Annotated in this window: 14 protein-coding genes; 4 read left to right on the forward strand and 10 right to left on the reverse strand. The window is 53.9% G+C overall.

The features are described 5' to 3' along the window. Nucleotides 1-60: 60 nt before the first annotated feature. A complete protein-coding gene (gene iraM, locus ABLV12_RS07660; RefSeq protein WP_004102595.1) occupies nt 61-408 on the reverse strand; it encodes an anti-adapter protein IraM in 348 nt (115 codons plus the stop codon). 1,031 nt (nt 409-1,439) lie between these two features. On the opposite strand from iraM, the gene ABLV12_RS07665 reads away from it, so the two are divergent. Then, nucleotides 1,440-1,775, forward strand: a complete 336-nt coding sequence (locus ABLV12_RS07665) for a GlpM family protein (RefSeq protein ID WP_004102593.1) — start codon at nt 1,440-1,442, stop codon at nt 1,773-1,775. Here ABLV12_RS07665 and folM read toward each other — a convergent pair. The 3 genes from folM to ydgH form a co-directional block, all read right to left on the reverse strand. Next, nucleotides 1,772-2,497: a dihydromonapterin reductase gene (folM, locus tag ABLV12_RS07670; protein WP_004102591.1), complete on the reverse strand. Its 726-nt coding sequence runs from the start codon at nt 2,495-2,497 to the stop codon at nt 1,772-1,774. The genes ABLV12_RS07665 and folM overlap by 4 nt on opposite strands. 36 nt (nt 2,498-2,533) lie before the next feature. Then, a complete protein-coding gene (locus tag ABLV12_RS07675; protein ID WP_348866955.1) occupies nt 2,534-3,916 on the reverse strand; it encodes an amino acid permease in 1,383 nt (460 codons plus the stop codon). Nucleotides 3,917-4,095: 179 nt separating this feature from the next. Beyond that, nucleotides 4,096-5,046: a DUF1471 family protein YdgH gene (ydgH, locus tag ABLV12_RS07680; protein ID WP_004102587.1), complete on the reverse strand. Its 951-nt coding sequence runs from the start codon at nt 5,044-5,046 to the stop codon at nt 4,096-4,098. 522 nt (nt 5,047-5,568) lie between these two features. On the opposite strand from ydgH, the gene pntA reads away from it, so the two are divergent. The 3 genes from pntA (at nt 5,569) to ABLV12_RS07695 (ending at nt 8,831) form a co-directional block, all read left to right on the forward strand. Then, nucleotides 5,569-7,098: a Re/Si-specific NAD(P)(+) transhydrogenase subunit alpha gene (gene pntA, locus ABLV12_RS07685; protein WP_348866956.1), complete on the forward strand. Its 1,530-nt coding sequence runs from the start codon at nt 5,569-5,571 to the stop codon at nt 7,096-7,098. 10 nt (nt 7,099-7,108) lie between these two features. Next, on the forward strand, nt 7,109-8,497 hold the full coding sequence (gene pntB / locus ABLV12_RS07690; protein ID WP_004102583.1) for a Re/Si-specific NAD(P)(+) transhydrogenase subunit beta: 1,389 nt from the start codon (nt 7,109-7,111) through the stop codon (nt 8,495-8,497). Between the two features lie 145 nt (nt 8,498-8,642). Beyond that, nucleotides 8,643-8,831: a YdiH family protein gene (locus tag ABLV12_RS07695; protein ID WP_004102581.1), complete on the forward strand. Its 189-nt coding sequence runs from the start codon at nt 8,643-8,645 to the stop codon at nt 8,829-8,831. A gap of 127 nt (nt 8,832-8,958) precedes the next feature. Here the strand turns inward: ABLV12_RS07695 and uspE are convergent, their stop codons facing one another. The 6 genes from uspE to ABLV12_RS07725 form a co-directional block, all read right to left on the reverse strand. Continuing rightward, the gene (gene uspE, locus ABLV12_RS07700; RefSeq protein ID WP_004102579.1) at nt 8,959-9,909 is read right to left on the reverse strand and encodes a universal stress protein UspE; all 951 of its coding nucleotides are present in this window, start codon (nt 9,907-9,909) and stop codon (nt 8,959-8,961) included. A gap of 138 nt (nt 9,910-10,047) precedes the next feature. Then, the gene (fnr, locus tag ABLV12_RS07705) at nt 10,048-10,800 is read right to left on the reverse strand and encodes a fumarate/nitrate reduction transcriptional regulator Fnr (RefSeq protein WP_004102577.1); all 753 of its coding nucleotides are present in this window, start codon (nt 10,798-10,800) and stop codon (nt 10,048-10,050) included. Between the two features lie 193 nt (nt 10,801-10,993). Next, nucleotides 10,994-11,509 (reverse strand): methylated-DNA--[protein]-cysteine S-methyltransferase, encoded by a 516-nt coding sequence (ogt, locus tag ABLV12_RS07710; RefSeq protein ID WP_004113396.1) that lies wholly within the window; start codon nt 11,507-11,509, stop codon nt 10,994-10,996. A 462-nt stretch (nt 11,510-11,971) separates the two neighbouring features. Continuing rightward, on the reverse strand, nt 11,972-13,498 hold the full coding sequence (gene abgT / locus ABLV12_RS07715) for a p-aminobenzoyl-glutamate transporter (RefSeq protein ID WP_004102572.1): 1,527 nt from the start codon (nt 13,496-13,498) through the stop codon (nt 11,972-11,974). Between the two features lie 111 nt (nt 13,499-13,609). Then, entirely contained in the window at nt 13,610-15,055 is a 1,446-nt protein-coding gene (locus ABLV12_RS07720) for a M20 family metallopeptidase (RefSeq protein WP_325906018.1), read from the reverse strand. After that, nucleotides 15,055-16,365: a M20 family metallo-hydrolase gene (locus ABLV12_RS07725; protein ID WP_348866957.1), complete on the reverse strand. Its 1,311-nt coding sequence runs from the start codon at nt 16,363-16,365 to the stop codon at nt 15,055-15,057. The genes ABLV12_RS07720 and ABLV12_RS07725 overlap by 1 nt, the downstream gene beginning before the upstream one ends. Nucleotides 16,366-16,451: the final 86 nt, after the last annotated feature.

The following is a 16,451-nucleotide window of genomic DNA, read 5'->3' on the forward strand; positions in this document are numbered from 1 at the left end:
TGAAGAGCTTCTGCCCGTACAAAATAGATGCTGCTAAATTAAGGTGAGATCGAAGCTGCCTTATTCCATGCTCTTTTGCCTGGCGCCGTAGGGGCAGAGGACGAATTTGCAGATGCTTCTTCGGTTGCAAATTAGCAGCGTTGGATTTTGATTGCCGGGGCACTGGATAAACTTTGTCAGCGTTGACCATAGCTTTTCGCTATAGGGAAAAGCATGAATAACCTGTAAGTCGCCGGGCTCACCGTTTATGAAGACGTCATCTTGCGTGATGTTAATAACCGAACCGATGTTCAAAAAATAATCTCCATTATACCATATAATTAATTTCAGATTTCTGGCACTGGCCGCAACTGAAAATCCTGTTCCAGTTAAAGGACATACAAGACTATTTTCAATATTCCACTCCATGCTAGACGCTCTCCAGTAATTCACGAGCATTTTCGCGTTGATAAATATAGTTTAATGAGTTTCAGAGGCTTTTGGATTGTGTATAACGCAGGTCCGAACATGAAGATTCCTTTAGCTGGTTCTTATTCAGGCTAATATAAAATGATTGCGGTTATATGAGTGTCTAATACTAGTAAAGATAATAGCAACAAGTAAAAGATTCGAAAAACTCGGCAGAAGTGAACTAATAAACTGAAATGCATGTTATGAACAGAATTATATTCTGCAATGGATATTATGTTTAGATCGAAAGATCGTAAAATCAGTTAATTACGATCTTATTCACTGCGGTTGCTTTGATTAATGGCAAAGTATGCTTTTATATGAAATCGGTTTTATATTGATCTAAGTCAATAAATTGTGCCTTATTGTGCTCTTTTTCTCAAAAAAGGCTACGTGCGCTATTTAAGGTTATGCGCAAGTAGAATAACGCAAAAGCAAACGATTTAGATGAAAAACCATCCATGTCAATAAATGGTTTCTACCATATTTAGTAGGTATTGATGTGTATCATTTAGCTTCAGATAATAGCTACATTTAACGCACGATATAATTGATATTTATTTCTTTCGTCGGCCCGTAAAAACGCAAGGCCGGCGTTCAGGAAGGGGGCTTTGCCTGCGGAGGCTGCAAAAAAGAAATACGCTAAATGGATGAGAAATAATGCTTGCGATAAATCTTAATTCGCTATAATGAACGAAAAATCGACTAATCCTTTACGCCTCGTTTGATAAAATAATTTATTTAAGCTCATGGGGTTAGCAGGCGTAAAATTCGCCGGAAATAGAAAACTCTGTTGCCTGGTAAATTGTCACTACGGCAAGCATTAATAACTGTTCATAAGGCATCAGAGTGATAGGCGAGGCCATTGTGATGATGGGATTCAGGGCGCTGTCAGATTCTGCGCCATGGTGTCTGCGTTTGCACATTTATCAACAGCGGGACTTAGGTTATGCTGCAGGTTCTTGTTGTTTAAATGTTAAGGCAAAGGAATGGGGCTGTTGATAAAAGCGCTGCTCGGCGCGCTGGTCGTCGTGTTGATCGGCGTACTTTCTAAAACGAAGAATTACTATATCGCCGGCTTGATTCCGCTCTTTCCCACTTTCGCCCTGATTGCGCACTATATCGTTGCCAGCGAGCGAGGGATCGAGGCGCTGCGAACCACCATCGTATTCGGGATGTGGTCGATCATTCCGTACTTTATCTATTTGCTTTCGCTATGGTATTTCACCGGCATCATGCGCCTGCCGTTTGCTCTGGCAGGCGCGGTGGTGTGCTGGAGCCTGTGCGCGTGGCTGTTGATTATCGGCTGGAGCCGTTTTCACTAGCGCAGATGTCGTCCGCCGTCGACGGCAAACGAGCGCCCGGTAACGTAGTGACTGCCGAAGAGATACTCGATCAGATCAATGATCTCTTTTTCACCCGGCGCTATTTTCATCAGCGATTTGTCGAGGGCCTGTTTGCGGTACTCCGCATCATCGCCTTCATTAAATAAAATCAGCGATGGGGCGATGGCATTAACTTTTATTTCCGGCGCCAGCTTACGAGCGAACGAGCGGCTCATATTATCCATTGCCGCCTTGCTGGCCGCATAGGCAATATGCTTGTCGCTGCCGCGCTCCACGACGTAGTCGGTTATGTGAATAATATCGCTGGCGGCCTGTCCGTGACCGCGTAGCAGGCTCTCCAGCGCATGGTTGAGCAGGTAAGGGGCGTTGACGTGAATTTGCATCATGCTGGCGAGCACCGTGGTTAACGGGATCCCCGGTTTTTCAGCCATCCAGCCGCTGGCGTTATGAATGACGGCGCGCAGGCCGGCGGCGGCCTGCGCTTTTACTTCTTCGGCGAACGCCAGAATGCTGTCGTCAGTGCTGAAATCCGCGTGCAGACAAACGGCACCCGCATTACGCAGTTCGTCGATGGCCGGATACCATGTGCGGTAGCTGATCATAACGGGCTGCTGCCGGGCCAGAAAATGGCGAGCCAGGGCGAGACCGATGCGACGGCCTCCACCGGTAATCAGGATCGGGCGAGGCTGGATGTCAGCCATGGGTATCTCCTATGAGTTCAGCGGCAGGGTAACCGCTTACCCTACCAACATCCACGTTGCCGGTACGGCGGCAACCAGCAAAAAACCAATTAATGCCAGGTCACGGCGTTTAAGCGGGCGATCGTGCTGGTGTGTACGACGGGCATACAGGAACACCAGAAGACCCGGAGCGTAAAGTATCACTGACAACAATAAATGCACAGGGCCGGGCGCATATAATAACCATAAGCCATAAATGCAGGCTCCGACGCCTACCGCCTTGTGCAGCGGGCGCCGGGCAATCTTCAGCAGAAATGCGCCGACCAGAAAATAAGGGACCAGAATCATCTCTGAGGCGATCGTCAGCAGCGTGTTGTAATCCGAGCCGGTCAGCCAAATCAATACCAGTGAAGCCTGCACGCTAATATTGGTGAGCCACAGCGAAGACGACGGCGCATTGTTTTTGTTGGTGCGCGCGAACAGACGCGGAAAGGCTTTATGGGTTGCAGCCAGGTAGGGGACTTCCGCCGCCATTATCGTCCAGCTCAGGTAAGCGCCGCAGACGGAGATAATCAGCCCGGCAGCGATCACGATCTCGCCCCACGGGCCCATCATTTGCACCATCAGCCCGGCCATTGACGGATTGCGTATTTCCGCCAGCTCGCTCCGCGGTACGACGCCTAAAGAGAGAAGCGTCACCAGTAGGTAGACCGCCAGCGCGGAGAGTACCGCCAACAGCGTTGCGCGTCCGACATCCCGTTTATTACGCGCGCGAGCGGAAACCACGACCGCGCCTTCCACGCCGATGAATACCCACAGGGTGATCAGCATGGTGTTTTTCACCTGCTCCCATACCGGCACGCCCAGCGCCAGACCGCTAAAATCAATCCGGAAGGTCTCCATGCGAAACGCAAAGGCGGCCAGCGCGACAAACGCGCCGAGCGGCAGCAGCTTGGCAAGCGTCGCGGCGAGATTGATACCCGCCGCCGTTTGTACGCCGCGTAGCACCAGGAAATGGACAATCCATAGCAGCGCGGATGCGCCGACGATAGCTTGCCAGGTGTTGCCATCGCCGAACAGGCGCAGCTCGGGAGTATCGGTAAAAAAGCTTAGCGCCGAGAACACGATAACCAGATAGGAAACATTCGCGATAACCGCGCACAGCCAGTAGCCCCAGGCGGAGCAGAAACCAATCAGTTCACCGAAGCCTTCGCGGGCGTAGGTAAATATGCCGCCATCGAGGTCGGGGCGGATGCGGGTAAGCAGCAGCATAGCGAAGGCGAGGAACAAGATCCCCACGCCGGTAATGCCCCAGCCAATCAGCAGCGCGGAAGGACTGGCGACGGCCGCCATGTTTTGCGGCAGACTGAATACACCCGCGCCCAGCATCGAGCTGAGTACCAGCGCGGTCAGGGCGCTAAGGCCCAGTTTCTTTTCCATGGCGTTCCCGAGGTGACAATCATCAATCTAAGAATATTTATTTGGCGGAATCGCATAAAAATGGAGGATTACGCTAAGGCGCGGGATTTTACGGAGTGTTTTGTATGCATGCAATGGAGATAAATGAAAAAAAAAGAAAAGGCGACAGATCGCCGCCTTTTTGTTCAGTTCAGACGCCGTTATTTATACAGGTCGGCGCTGATAGTGATGTTGCCACCGCGCTCCTGCCACTGGCGTGTGATGTGATAGTACTTCGCGCCTTTCTTCGCGGCGCGCTTAGCCGTCTGGTAGGAGATTTCCGTCATGTTACCGAAATTACCGGTGAACTTGATGCTGTCATAAGGAACCATCTGCGCGGCGGTAATTTTGTTCACTTCCTCAACTTTGGTGCCGTCCGGGAGCGTGACGGTGTAACGTCCACCTTTAGAGGATTGCGTTTCAAAGAAACGGCCTACGCCAGTGCCGGAACCGACCGCTGCGGTCGTCGCAACGCCCGGAATTTCCACTTTCTTAGCCGCTTCTCCGCCTTCTGCCAGCGCGGCGCGTCCGGCTTCTGAATCGGCCGGGATCGCATCCGGGCTTTGCAGAACGCGCTTTTTGGCATCCGCTTTGTAGATATAAGCGGTGATACGCTGGTTGCCGCCCTGGTTGGCATCAACCTGGCGCACGATAAAGAAAGAGGCGGCGCCCTTGGCCTTAGCCGCTTTAGTGATGGCGTCGTTGACTTCCGGCTGGCTGCGGTAGAAACCTTGCACGGTAACGGTATCGAACGGTTCCAGCTCAACGGCCTGGTCTTTCGGTAATTCCATCACGCCGTTGATAATGCGATTTTTAGGCGCGTCGGCCTGCGGGGCGTTTTCTTTATAAAAATCGGCCGTTACGCGCAGGTTGCCGCCGCTGCCAAAATCAGACGTGTCGACAACATAAAAGGAAGCTGCGCCTTCTTTGTCCGCTTTACGGGAAACTGCCTGCACGGCGTCGCCAATGGCGTTAAAACGACCGGTGACCACTACGCGATCGTAGGGCTTCAGCGCCGCCGCCTGCTCCGGGGTCAGCTCGGTCGCTGCGTGGGCAGACAACGCGGTTGTAGCCAGAAGAGCAGACGCCAGGAGTGAGTTCTTAAGCTTCATAAAAATAATCCTTTGCCTTGCGCAAACCATGTACTGGTGTTGTTGTTGACTGAAAACGTTTGATTATTGCATTTATCGTGAGTGACTGTCTGCGTCAATTTTCAGTTGTCGCTCTAAACGTATAGTGCAGAAATATAACATTTTTCGATATGTTGAAAAAACAGCCGCTTGACCAGCAAAATCGATAATCAATATCACTTTCATAAGTTAACGTAATGTTAATACTATGATCCAGATGGCGATAAATGGTGAATTAACCCCTCATCCAGGCGAATTATCAGGTGCTGGCATGAAAATGAGGTAAATATTGCTGCCTGACACGGTTAGCCGTGCGTTTTACCAATAAAATCAAAATTTCTGTTTTATCGCTGTAGATCACAATCGGTATTTTCAGTAGGTTATAAAAAGTTTGTTACTGTTTCATTTTTTCAGACATATGTTGCCAGGCGCGTTCATCCGCCTTCGCAACGGTCGTTTGTAAGAAAAGTAAACCATCATCAAAAACCGATGGAAGGGAAAACTATGCGTATTGGTGTACCAAGAGAGAGACTCGCCCTGGAAACCCGGGCCGCCGCAACGCCGAAAACGGTGGAGCAGCTGCTGAAACTCGGGTTCAGCGTCGCGGTAGAAAGCGGCGCCGGTAAACTGGCCAGTTTCGACGACGAAGCCTTCGTTCAGGCTGGAGCGGAGATCGTGAGCGGTAATGACGTGTGGCAGTCTGACGTCATTCTGAAAGTTAACGCCCCTGATGACGATGAAATTCTGCTGCTGAATCCGTGCACGACGCTGATCAGCTTCATCTGGCCCGCGCAAAATCCGCAGCTGATGGAAAAACTGGCGGCGCGGAATATTAACGTGATGGCGATGGATTCGGTGCCGCGTATTTCGCGCGCGCAGTCGCTGGATGCGTTAAGTTCGATGGCCAACATCGCCGGCTACCGCGCGATTGTTGAGGCCGCCCATGAGTTTGGTCGCTTCTTTACCGGGCAGATTACCGCAGCAGGTAAGGTTCCTCCTGCGAAGGTAATGGTCATCGGCGCAGGGGTTGCCGGGCTGGCGGCCATCGGCGCGGCGAACAGCCTGGGCGCGATTGTCCGCGCGTTCGATACCCGCCCGGAAGTCAAAGAGCAGGTGCAGAGTATGGGCGCCGAGTTCCTTGAGCTGGATTTTAAAGAGGAGGCGGGCAGCGGGGACGGTTATGCCAAAGTCATGTCCGAAGCCTTTATCAAAGCCGAGATGGCGCTCTTTGCCGCGCAGGCCAAAGATGTTGATATTATTGTCACCACCGCCCTGATTCCGGGCAAACCGGCGCCGAAGCTGATCACCCGCGAAATGGTTGACTCCATGAAACCGGGAAGCGTAGTGGTGGATCTGGCATCACAAAACGGCGGCAACTGCGAATACACCGTACCGGGCGAAGTGGTCACCACCGCTAACGGCGTGAAGATCATCGGTTATACCGATCTGCCGGGACGTCTGCCGACGCAGTCGTCGCAGCTGTACGGCACTAACCTGGTTAACCTGCTTAAACTGCTGTGTAAAGAGAAAGACGGCAATGTCGTTATCGATTTTGATGATGTCGTTATCCGCGGCGTTACCGTGGTTCGCGAGGGTGAAATCACCTGGCCCGCTCCGCCCATTCAGGTTTCTGCTCAGCCGCAGGCGGCAGCGAAAAAGGTTGAAGCGCCAAAAGCAGAGGAGAAACCGAGCTCGCCGCTGCGCAAGTATGCGCTGATGGCGCTGGCGATTATTCTGTTCGGCTGGCTGGCAAGCGTCGCGCCGAAAGAGTTTCTCGGCCACTTTACCGTCTTCGCGCTCTCCTGCGTGGTCGGTTATTACGTAGTCTGGAACGTCTCCCATGCGCTGCATACGCCGCTGATGTCGGTCACCAACGCCATCTCCGGCATTATCGTCGTCGGGGCATTATTGCAGATAGGCCACGGCGGCTGGGTCAGCTTTCTGAGCTTTATCGCGGTGCTGATCGCCAGCATTAATATTTTTGGTGGTTTCACCGTCACTCAGCGCATGCTGAAAATGTTCCGCAAAGGATAAGGGGTAACAAATGTCTGGTGGATTAGTTACAGCTGCATACATTGTTGCCGCGATTCTGTTTATTTTTAGCCTGGCGGGGCTTTCCAAACACGAAACCTCCCAGCAGGGCAACTACTACGGTATTGCCGGGATGGCGATTGCGCTGGTGGCGACCATTCTGGGGCCGGACAGCAGCAACGTCGCGTGGATCCTGCTGGCGATGGTCATCGGCGGCGCTATCGGTATTCGTCTGGCGAAGAAAGTCGAAATGACCGAGATGCCGGAGCTGGTGGCGATTCTGCACAGCTTCGTTGGCCTGGCGGCGGTGCTGGTTGGCTTTAACAGCTATCTGCAGCACGAAACCGGTATGGAACAGATTCTGGTCAATATTCATCTGACCGAAGTGTTCCTCGGCATCTTCATCGGTGCGGTCACCTTTACGGGTTCCGTGGTTGCCTTTGGCAAGCTGTGCGGCAAGATGTCCTCTAAGCCGCTGATGCTGCCGAACCGCCACAAGCTGAACCTGGCGGCGCTGGTCGTATCCTTCCTGCTGCTGATCGTCTTCGTGCGTACCGACAGCATTGGCATGCAGGTGCTGTGCCTGCTGGTGATGACCGTCATCGCGCTGGCCTTTGGCTGGCACCTTGTGGCCTCCATTGGCGGCGCGGATATGCCGGTGGTGGTGTCAATGCTGAACTCCTACTCCGGTTGGGCGGCGGCGGCGGCGGGCTTTATGCTCAGCAACGACCTGCTGATTGTCACCGGTGCGCTGGTGGGTTCTTCCGGTGCGATTCTGTCTTATATCATGTGTAAGGCGATGAACCGTTCGTTCTTCAGCGTTATTGCCGGTGGTTTTGGTTCTGACGGTACGGCGTCCACAGGAGATGAAGAAGTGGGCGAGCATCGCGAAATCAGCGCTGAAGAAACCGCTGAGATGCTGAAAAGTTCCCAGTCTGTCATTATCACTCCGGGCTACGGCATGGCGGTTGCGCAGGCCCAGTATCCGGTAGCGGAAATCACCGAACGACTGCGCGCGCGCGGAATCAAAGTCCGGTTTGGGATTCATCCGGTCGCCGGGCGTCTGCCGGGCCATATGAACGTCCTGCTGGCGGAAGCGAAAGTCCCGTATGACATCGTGCTGGAAATGGACGAGATCAACGATGATTTCTCCGACACTGACACCGTGCTGGTTATCGGCGCTAATGATACCGTTAACCCGGCGGCGCAGGACGATCCGGGCAGCCCAATCGCCGGTATGCCGGTACTGGAAGTGTGGAAAGCGCAGAACGTGATTGTATTCAAGCGTTCAATGAACACCGGCTATGCTGGCGTACAGAACCCGCTGTTCTTCAAAGAGAACACCCACATGCTGTTTGGCGATGCCAAAGCCAGCGTTGATGCGATTCTGAAAGCGCTGTAGAGTCAGGTCTTTTAAAACCTGTGCTTCTTAAGCCGTCTCTTCTGAGACGGCTTTTTTATATAGCCAGCGAAGCCATGATTTGCTCATAAAATCATCAGTTCAGAGTGATATAATACGCCTGTTTTTCACCCAAACTGAGGATATTATGGATACCGAGTTAACCCCCACGCAACTGGCTATCGAATTTCTGCGTCGTGACCCCGCTGCACTAACCCCCGCGCAGTATCTGAAAAAGCTGAAACTACTGGAACTTGAGTTTGCTGATTTGATGGCGCTTTCATCCATGGAGCTTAAAGAAGAGATCGATCACGCCTGGCGTTTAGGTATCCACTAACGTTTTCGTTACCGATATAGCTGTTGAAATGAGGGCCATGAGGCCCTTTATTTTTGCTATCGACATGGCAAAAAAATCCCCCGCGCGGGCAGGGGATGATTGTTATGACAGCGATAAACGGCGCTGGTTAATCGTCTTCTTCGTCATCAAGCTCAACCGGCGTCTGATACTGATCCGGTTTCAGCGCCAGCAGATCGCAGCGCAGGTGGTCGATAACCTGTTCAGCGGTATTGCCGAGGAAGGCCGCTGAAAGCCCTGTACGACCAATCGTACCTAGCACCACGATCCCCGCCTGGAGATGCTCCGACAGGTCTGGAATGACCTCTTCAGGTAACCCTTTTTCAACATGAGTACGGTTTTCATCGATGCCGAATTTCTGCCGCAGCGCTTTCATGGCCAGCAGGTGCTGGCCGCGAATGGCGTCGTTGTAGACGCTGGGGTCAAAATCCGGTAGCTCAATGGCAATATTGATAGGCGTAACCGGATAGGCGCCCACCAGATGGACCTCAGTATGGTTAACCTGTTCCGCCAGCTCAATGGTTTCTCTTACCAGCTTTTCATTGAGCGCGTTGTGGTAGTTCTCTTCACTGGCGAGATTAACCGCCACCAGCGCTTTGCCGCCTTCCGGCCACGGCTGATCTTTAACCATCCAGACCGGGCACGGACATTTGCGCAGCAGATGCCAGTCCGTAGGCGTGAAAATCACCGCTTCCAGCTTGTCGTGCTGGTGCGCCATCTTCAGAACCAAATCATGCTTCTCGCTTATGATTTCCTGAATAATGGCTTCGAAGGGGCGGTTATGCCACACCACTTTGATGTCAATGGGTACGCCGGACTCAATATAAAATTTGGCCTGCTCGCGAATCCAGGCGGTACGCTGCCCGATTACGCCCTGGCGCATAGCGGTACGCTCGTCCGGGGAGAGCAGGGTGGTCATTTCATAGGAAAAATCATAGATCGGCAAAAAGGCTTTGATGCGTCCACCAATCCGTTGGTGCAGATACACCGCACGCCGCAATGCAGGCTGGTCGTCCTGATTGGGGTCGATTACTACCAGCATGTTCTGATACTTCGCCATACAGGGTCTCCTTACAACTGTAACTACAGTCTGTAATTAAAAAGATAACCTATATGGATGAAATGAAACAGGGGATAAGCCTGGCCAGATCAACAAATGAGAAAAAAATTCGCGATCTGGCCGGATAGGAAGGAACTGTCAGGCGACGTTGCGGGCCTGGCCAGCAAGCTGCGCCAGCAGGTCGCTGTTTTCGATGGTGATGTATTTTCCTTTAACCGCCAGCATACCGCTTTTCTGGAAACGACCCAGCAGGCGGCTGATGGTTTCAACCGTCAGGCCCAGATAGTTGCCGATATCGCCGCGCGTCATGGTGAGGCGGAACTCTCGCGGGGAGAAACCACGCTGTGCAAAACGGCGGGACAGGTTGTAGATGAAGGCCGCCAGGCGCTCTTCTGCGTTCTTTTTGGAAAGCAGCAGGATCATATCCTGATCGCCTTTGATCTCACCGCTCATCAGACGCATCATCTGCTGACGCAGATTCGGCATCTTGCCGGAAAGGTCGTCGAGCGTTTCGAACGGAATTTCGCAGACCATTGAGGTTTCCAGCGCCTGAGCAAAGCTCGGGTGGTGGCCGGTGCCGATAGCGTCAAAGCCGACCAGATCGCCCGCCAGATGAAAACCGGTAATCTGCTCATCACCCTGTTCGGTAATGGTGTAGCTTTTAATGGTGCCAGAACGAATTGCATACAGCGATTTCAGCTCATCACCGGCTTTGAACAAGGTCTGTCCTTTCTGGATAGGCTTTTTCCGCTCGATAATGTTATCAAGCTGATCAAGCTCATGCTCGTTCAGAGTAAAAGGGATGCAAAGCTGGCTAATGCTGCAATCCTGGCAATGGATTGCACAACCGCCAGACTGAATGCGTCGTATAATTCGCTTTTCCGGGATCATAAGTCTGCTCAGGCTTTAATTGATATTGGTCAATTTTAACATCTTTTTGGTGAGCAGGTAAGCCTCGAACCTCTGAAACACGTAATATTAAGAGGGTAAATCCATTTTGTTAGTTATCCATTTGATTATTAATAGGTTATCTGGCTAATTTGGATTGTAAAGTTACCGGAAACTTCCAAAAAGGCACTTACGGTCAAAGAAGCAGATACCCCTCATGGCGCAATAACCACTCTTTTCGCTGCACGCCGCCGGCATAGCCGGTCATGGTTCCGTTGCGTCCGATCACCCGATGGCAGGGCACCACTATGCTGACCGGATTTGAACCATTAGCAGCGCCCACGGCGCGCGCTGCGCCCGGTCGACCCAGCGCCTCCGCCAGTTGACCGTAATGCATGACCTGACCGCAGGGGATAGTGCGCAGCGTTTTCCAGACTTCCCGTTGAAAAGGGGTGCCTGCGGTGGCGGTAGGAAGCGTATCAATAATGGCGAGATCGCCCGCGAAATAATCACTGAGCTTACTGCTCAGGTTACCGGGATTGCGGGAATCAACGCGTTGGTAACCTTCATGCCGATAATGAACATCCAGCAGTTGCTCCATGCGATCGCGATGCTGATCCCACTCAACGGCCCGCAGGTTGAACTGCTCATCGCAAATCACCCAGAGCGGCCCCAGCGGGGTGTCAATTTTATCTTGTAGCAGCGTCAGCATCGGTAATCCTTCATCGAGGTTAGTTTGACAGGACATCACCATAGCATGAGGCGAGGTTGGCAAACTATACCCCGAAAAGGTCAACAGAGAGGGTCAACATGGACTATTAATTATGATGTGAGTAAAGCGATGTTTATTGCGGCATTCACTAACTGGCGCGCGGGCAATGCGATGTTATCCGGCGGCGAATTTTCCTGTACAGAGAGGGCTATTTACCGGCAGGCGCCGGTACTCTTTATGAATTGACTGGCATTTTTTGAGGCCATATTTCCTGGCGTTTCTTCGCTGTTTTTTCAACAAAGGTGGTGATATGCAATATATGATGACTGGCGTTGTAGTAGTGATTATCAGCGGCTTAGCAATTCATCTGATCTCTTTGGCGATTGAGGGCCTGTATAAAGTTATCCGTAACCGCACGACCTGGCGCTAACGTTTGGCGGCCTTCCCTGGCCTTTGGCGACGTTAAGGCAACCGCGGATAAATACCCGGTCCGATAGGGAGTCCCGCGAGATACCAGACCACCAGCAACAGTAGCCAGACGACAAGGAAAATGAGTGGATAAGGCAAGACCAGCGAGTAGTAGGTCCCCAGTTTAGCCTCGGGCCGGTAGCGCTGTAAGAAGCCGAGAAATAGCGGCACAAACGGCGATACCGGCGCCAGCGGCAGCACCGATGAGTCGGCAATACGAAACAGAATCTGCGCGAATGCCGGGTGAAAGCCCAGCAGCATAAACATCGGCACGAAGATCGGCGCCAGAATCGACCAGATTGCCGAACCGCTGGCGATGAACATACACAAAAAGGCGGATAGCAGCGCCAGGCCGACGAACGCCGGCACGCCGCTCATTCCCGCGCTCTCCAGCAGGTCCGTTAAACCGACGGCCATAAATTTTCCCATATTGCTCCAGTTAAACATGGCGACGAACTGGGCCAACGGGAAGACCATCACGATAAAACCTGCCATCTCTTTCATGGGTTCAATCATCAGCGGAGGCAGATCGGCCTGGCGGCGAATTTTGCCGGTGGCAATGCCGTAAGCCAGTGAGACGACGAAGAAGAAAAAGATGATGAGCGGGACGATCCCTTTTATAAATGGCGAAGGCATCACGGTATGCTTAACGGGGTCACGCAAAATACCGTTTTCCGGCACGACCATCAGCGCGATAACCGCCATGAATAACAGCGCGGCAATACCGGCCACGCGCAGGCCGAAGCGCTGTTCTGGCGTTAACGATTGCAGCGTTTCATCGCTTTTGCCTTGCCATTGACCTAAGCGCGGCTCGACCAGCTTATCGGTAATCAATCCACCGACCAGAGTGAGAACGATCACCGAAGTTGCCATAAAGTACCAGTTATCGATCACGCTGACGTGCAGCGAGGCGTCAAGGGTTTTGGCCGCTTCGGTACTGATTCCTGAGAGCAGGACATCGGTGGTGACGATGAGCAGGTTGGCCGTGAAGCCGCAGCCGACCCCGGCGATTGCCGCCAGCAGCCCGGCAACCGGGTGGCGGCCGACGGCGAGGAACATCAGGGCGCCTAACGGCGGCATAATCACCAGCGCGGCATCGGAAGAGATATGGCTAAAGAAGGCGATAAACAGCACCATATAGCTGGCGTAACGGGCGCTAACGTGTGATGACATTTTTGCCATCAGCGAAGGCAGCAGGCCCACTCGTTCAGCAAATCCAGCCCCCAGTACCAAAGCCAGAATGGCTCCCAGCGGCGCGAAACCGCTGAAGTTTTTAATCACGTTCGGCAAAAACCAATGTAATCCTTCAATGCTGAGCAGATTTTTCACCACCACTCGCGAGCCGTCGGTGGGGTTCTGGACGCCGACGTTCAGCGCCGACAGGATGGCGGTAGCGGCCATTAATACCACGATCAGATAGATAAACAGTAAAAACGGATGCGGGACCTTATTACCAATTTTTTCAACCCAGCCATAGAGCTTACCGGTGGGGGAAGGCGACGGTATGGATGACATACTCATGGGCGTTCCTCAGTTGTCGTTGTTGTGTTGTTTGTCTCTTAACCTCAGGGCGTGTCAGCAGTTGTTTTTTTGCGCTTAACGCGTTGCTGTACTCCATCCGGAGGTCTTTTATTATTTTAAAATCGAAGGCTTAACGTCCTGCGGGATCGGACACCGGTAAGGCCTTTCGGCTAAAACCTGTGCCAGTTCCTGCTGACTGGTAGTCAGTAGCGACTTGTCGCTGAACAAACGAATGGCCGTTGCAGCCAGTATTTTCCCCGCCAGAAGCATTCCTTTGTGAGCGATGGAGGTTCTGCCCTGGCTCACCAGTTGCCAGGTATGCAGCGGCGTCCCGACGGCAAAGCAGGGGCTGAAGCATTGGGCTACGGGAGCTTTCCAGCTTACGTCGCCGACGTCGGTAGAGCCCGCAAGGATGTTATCGGTAGCCGCCCACGGCGCCACTTCATCGATAAGGATCGTCTCGCGGTGGCGGCGGGCGAATGCTTTCCCCTCGTCTCCGCTGGTATCGGCAATGTTTTTCAGGCTGTTATGAATATCGTTAGCGCTTAAGGTCGCGCGAATTTCGGCGGCGAAAGCGCGCTCTTCCTCGCTCCAGTGCGGCGTGCCGTAATGGCATACCGCCTGATACATCGCCGCTTCCAGGGTGCGGTTGGGGAGATAGCTGGAACAGGCTTTTTCGAAGCGACAGCTGACGCTGGTCTCGGTCATCAGCGCGGCGCCCTGGGCGATTTTTTCGATCCGGGCGAAGATTTGCTGTGCGTCGGCCATTTCCGGGGCGCGAATGAGATACAGCACTTCCGCCTGCGCCTGAACAACGTTAGGAGAGACGCCGCCGGTATCGGTGATGGCGTAGTGCACCCGCGCCTTTTCGATAATATGTTCGTTAAGGAAGTTGCTGCCGGTGGTCATCAGCGTCACGGCATCCAGCGCGCTGCGGCCAAGATGCGGAGAGTTTGCCGCGTGCGCCGCGGTGCCGGTAAATCGCCATGCCGCCTGAATGTTGGCAAGGGTACTGGTGCTGAACATCCCGGCCCAGGCTTCCGGGTGCCAGGTCAGGGCTGCGTCGATGTCATCGAATAACCCCTCGCGGACCATAAAGGTCTTCCCGGAACCGCCTTCCTCGCCGGGACATCCGTAGAAACGAAGCGTGCCGACGCCGCCTTGTTGCAGCAGCCAGTTCCTGGCGGCGACCGCCGCGGCGAAAGCCGCCGTACCAAGCAGGTTATGCCCGCACCCGTGGCCGTTTTCCCCCGGCGTTGGAGATGCGGGCGCTGCGCAGTAAGCCTGCTGGCTGAGCCCCGCCAGGGCGTCAAATTCGCCGAGCAGGGCAATTACCGGTTGGCCTTCACCAAAGCTGGCGATAAAGGCGTTGGGGATCCCGCCCGCATTGCGGGTCAATTGAAAACCTTCCGCTTCCAGCGCATCGGCCAAACGCGCGGCGGACCAGAACTCCTGAAAGCGGGTTTCCGGATGATCCCAGATATCATCGGCAATGGCGCAAAAATCGTTGCGCCGCCCCTCAATAATGTCATCGACAAATTGATAAACCTGTTCCATTACACACCTCGCTGCCAGGGAAAGTTCAGGGCGATGCGCGCTAACGTGGCGACGGCCTGGGTCATCACGCTTTCGTCGAAATCGAATTTTTCGTTGTGGTGGCCAGCGCTCAGTTCCGTGCCGAATATCATGTATGAGGCGAGACCGCCGCGCTCCTGGACCCGGGCCATCATCAGGGTGGCATCTTCGGAACCCGCCGGGGCAGCGATACGATCGACGGCCTGTTTAACGCCGGGGACCTGCGCTGTCTGTTGACGCAGATAGTCCACCCACGCCGGCGACGGGGCGCTGGAGGTGGCCGCGCCCATCAGGTGCAGCTGGTAGCTGGCTGCATACATCGTCGCCGCGCCGGCGATAGCCTGCTTAGCCCGCCCAAATACGTACTGGTTAATAGCGTCGGTTTCGCCCCGGGTTTCGACTTTTAATAGCGCGGAGGAGGGAACTACGTTACGCCCGGTACCGGCCTGCATGACGCCGACGTTAACCCTTGATGCCCCGGCGCTATGTGGCGCGATGGCATGCAGGGCAAGGGCGGCTTGAGCCGCAGCCAGCAGCGCATTACGTCCATCTTCAGGTTTACCGCCAGCGTGGGCGGCGACGCCGCTGAACTGCACATCGAATTTGGTGGTGGCCATAAAGTTATCGCCGCCGCAAACGACGGTGCCGGCAGGGACGCCGGTACCGATATGAATGGCGGTGAAGTAGTCCACGTCATCAAGTACGCCCGCCGCCACCATGGCGCGAGCGCCGCGGGTACCTTCTTCTGCCGGCTGGAAAATCAGCTTAATCGTCCCGTTGAGCTGCGCGGCATATTCCTTTAGCACGTGCGCCAGCCCCAGGCCGATTGCGGTATGACCGTCGTGGCCGCAGGCATGCATCATGCCTTCGTTGCAGGAGGCAAAACGATCGCGATGCGGACGATGATTATCGTCGTGCTGCTCGTTGAGATCGAGCGCATCCATATCGACGCGAAACGCCAAAGTCGGCCCGGGCCGCCCGGTGTCGAGCGTCGCTACCACCCCGGCGAAGCCGCCTTCAAACGCAGGTAGCCAGCGCTCCGGCGCACCCTGGGCGCGAGCGCGCTGGAACGCCTGCGCCAGCGTCTCTTCATCAGGCAGACCCATACGGCTATCGGCATCGATAACGTCGCGCCCCAGCGCCAGCTGATAACCCAGAGCGTCTAATATCTCCGCCACCTTGCTGGCGGTGCGGAACTCCAGCCAGCCGGATTCCGCATGCAGGTGAAAATCGCGACGCCATTCGATCATTTTTGGCGCCAGCTGGCGGATGAATTCATTAAGTTGCGGCATAACCTTTCCTGTCATAATCAAAAACTGTGATAGTGTTCACGAAGTGATAGCGTTTGCTTATCGCTATGCCCTTTCATGCATACTCA

This window comes from Klebsiella sp. CN_Kp100 (genome assembly GCF_040065315.1).
In the GTDB taxonomy this organism is placed as follows: domain Bacteria; phylum Pseudomonadota; class Gammaproteobacteria; order Enterobacterales; family Enterobacteriaceae; genus Klebsiella; species Klebsiella oxytoca.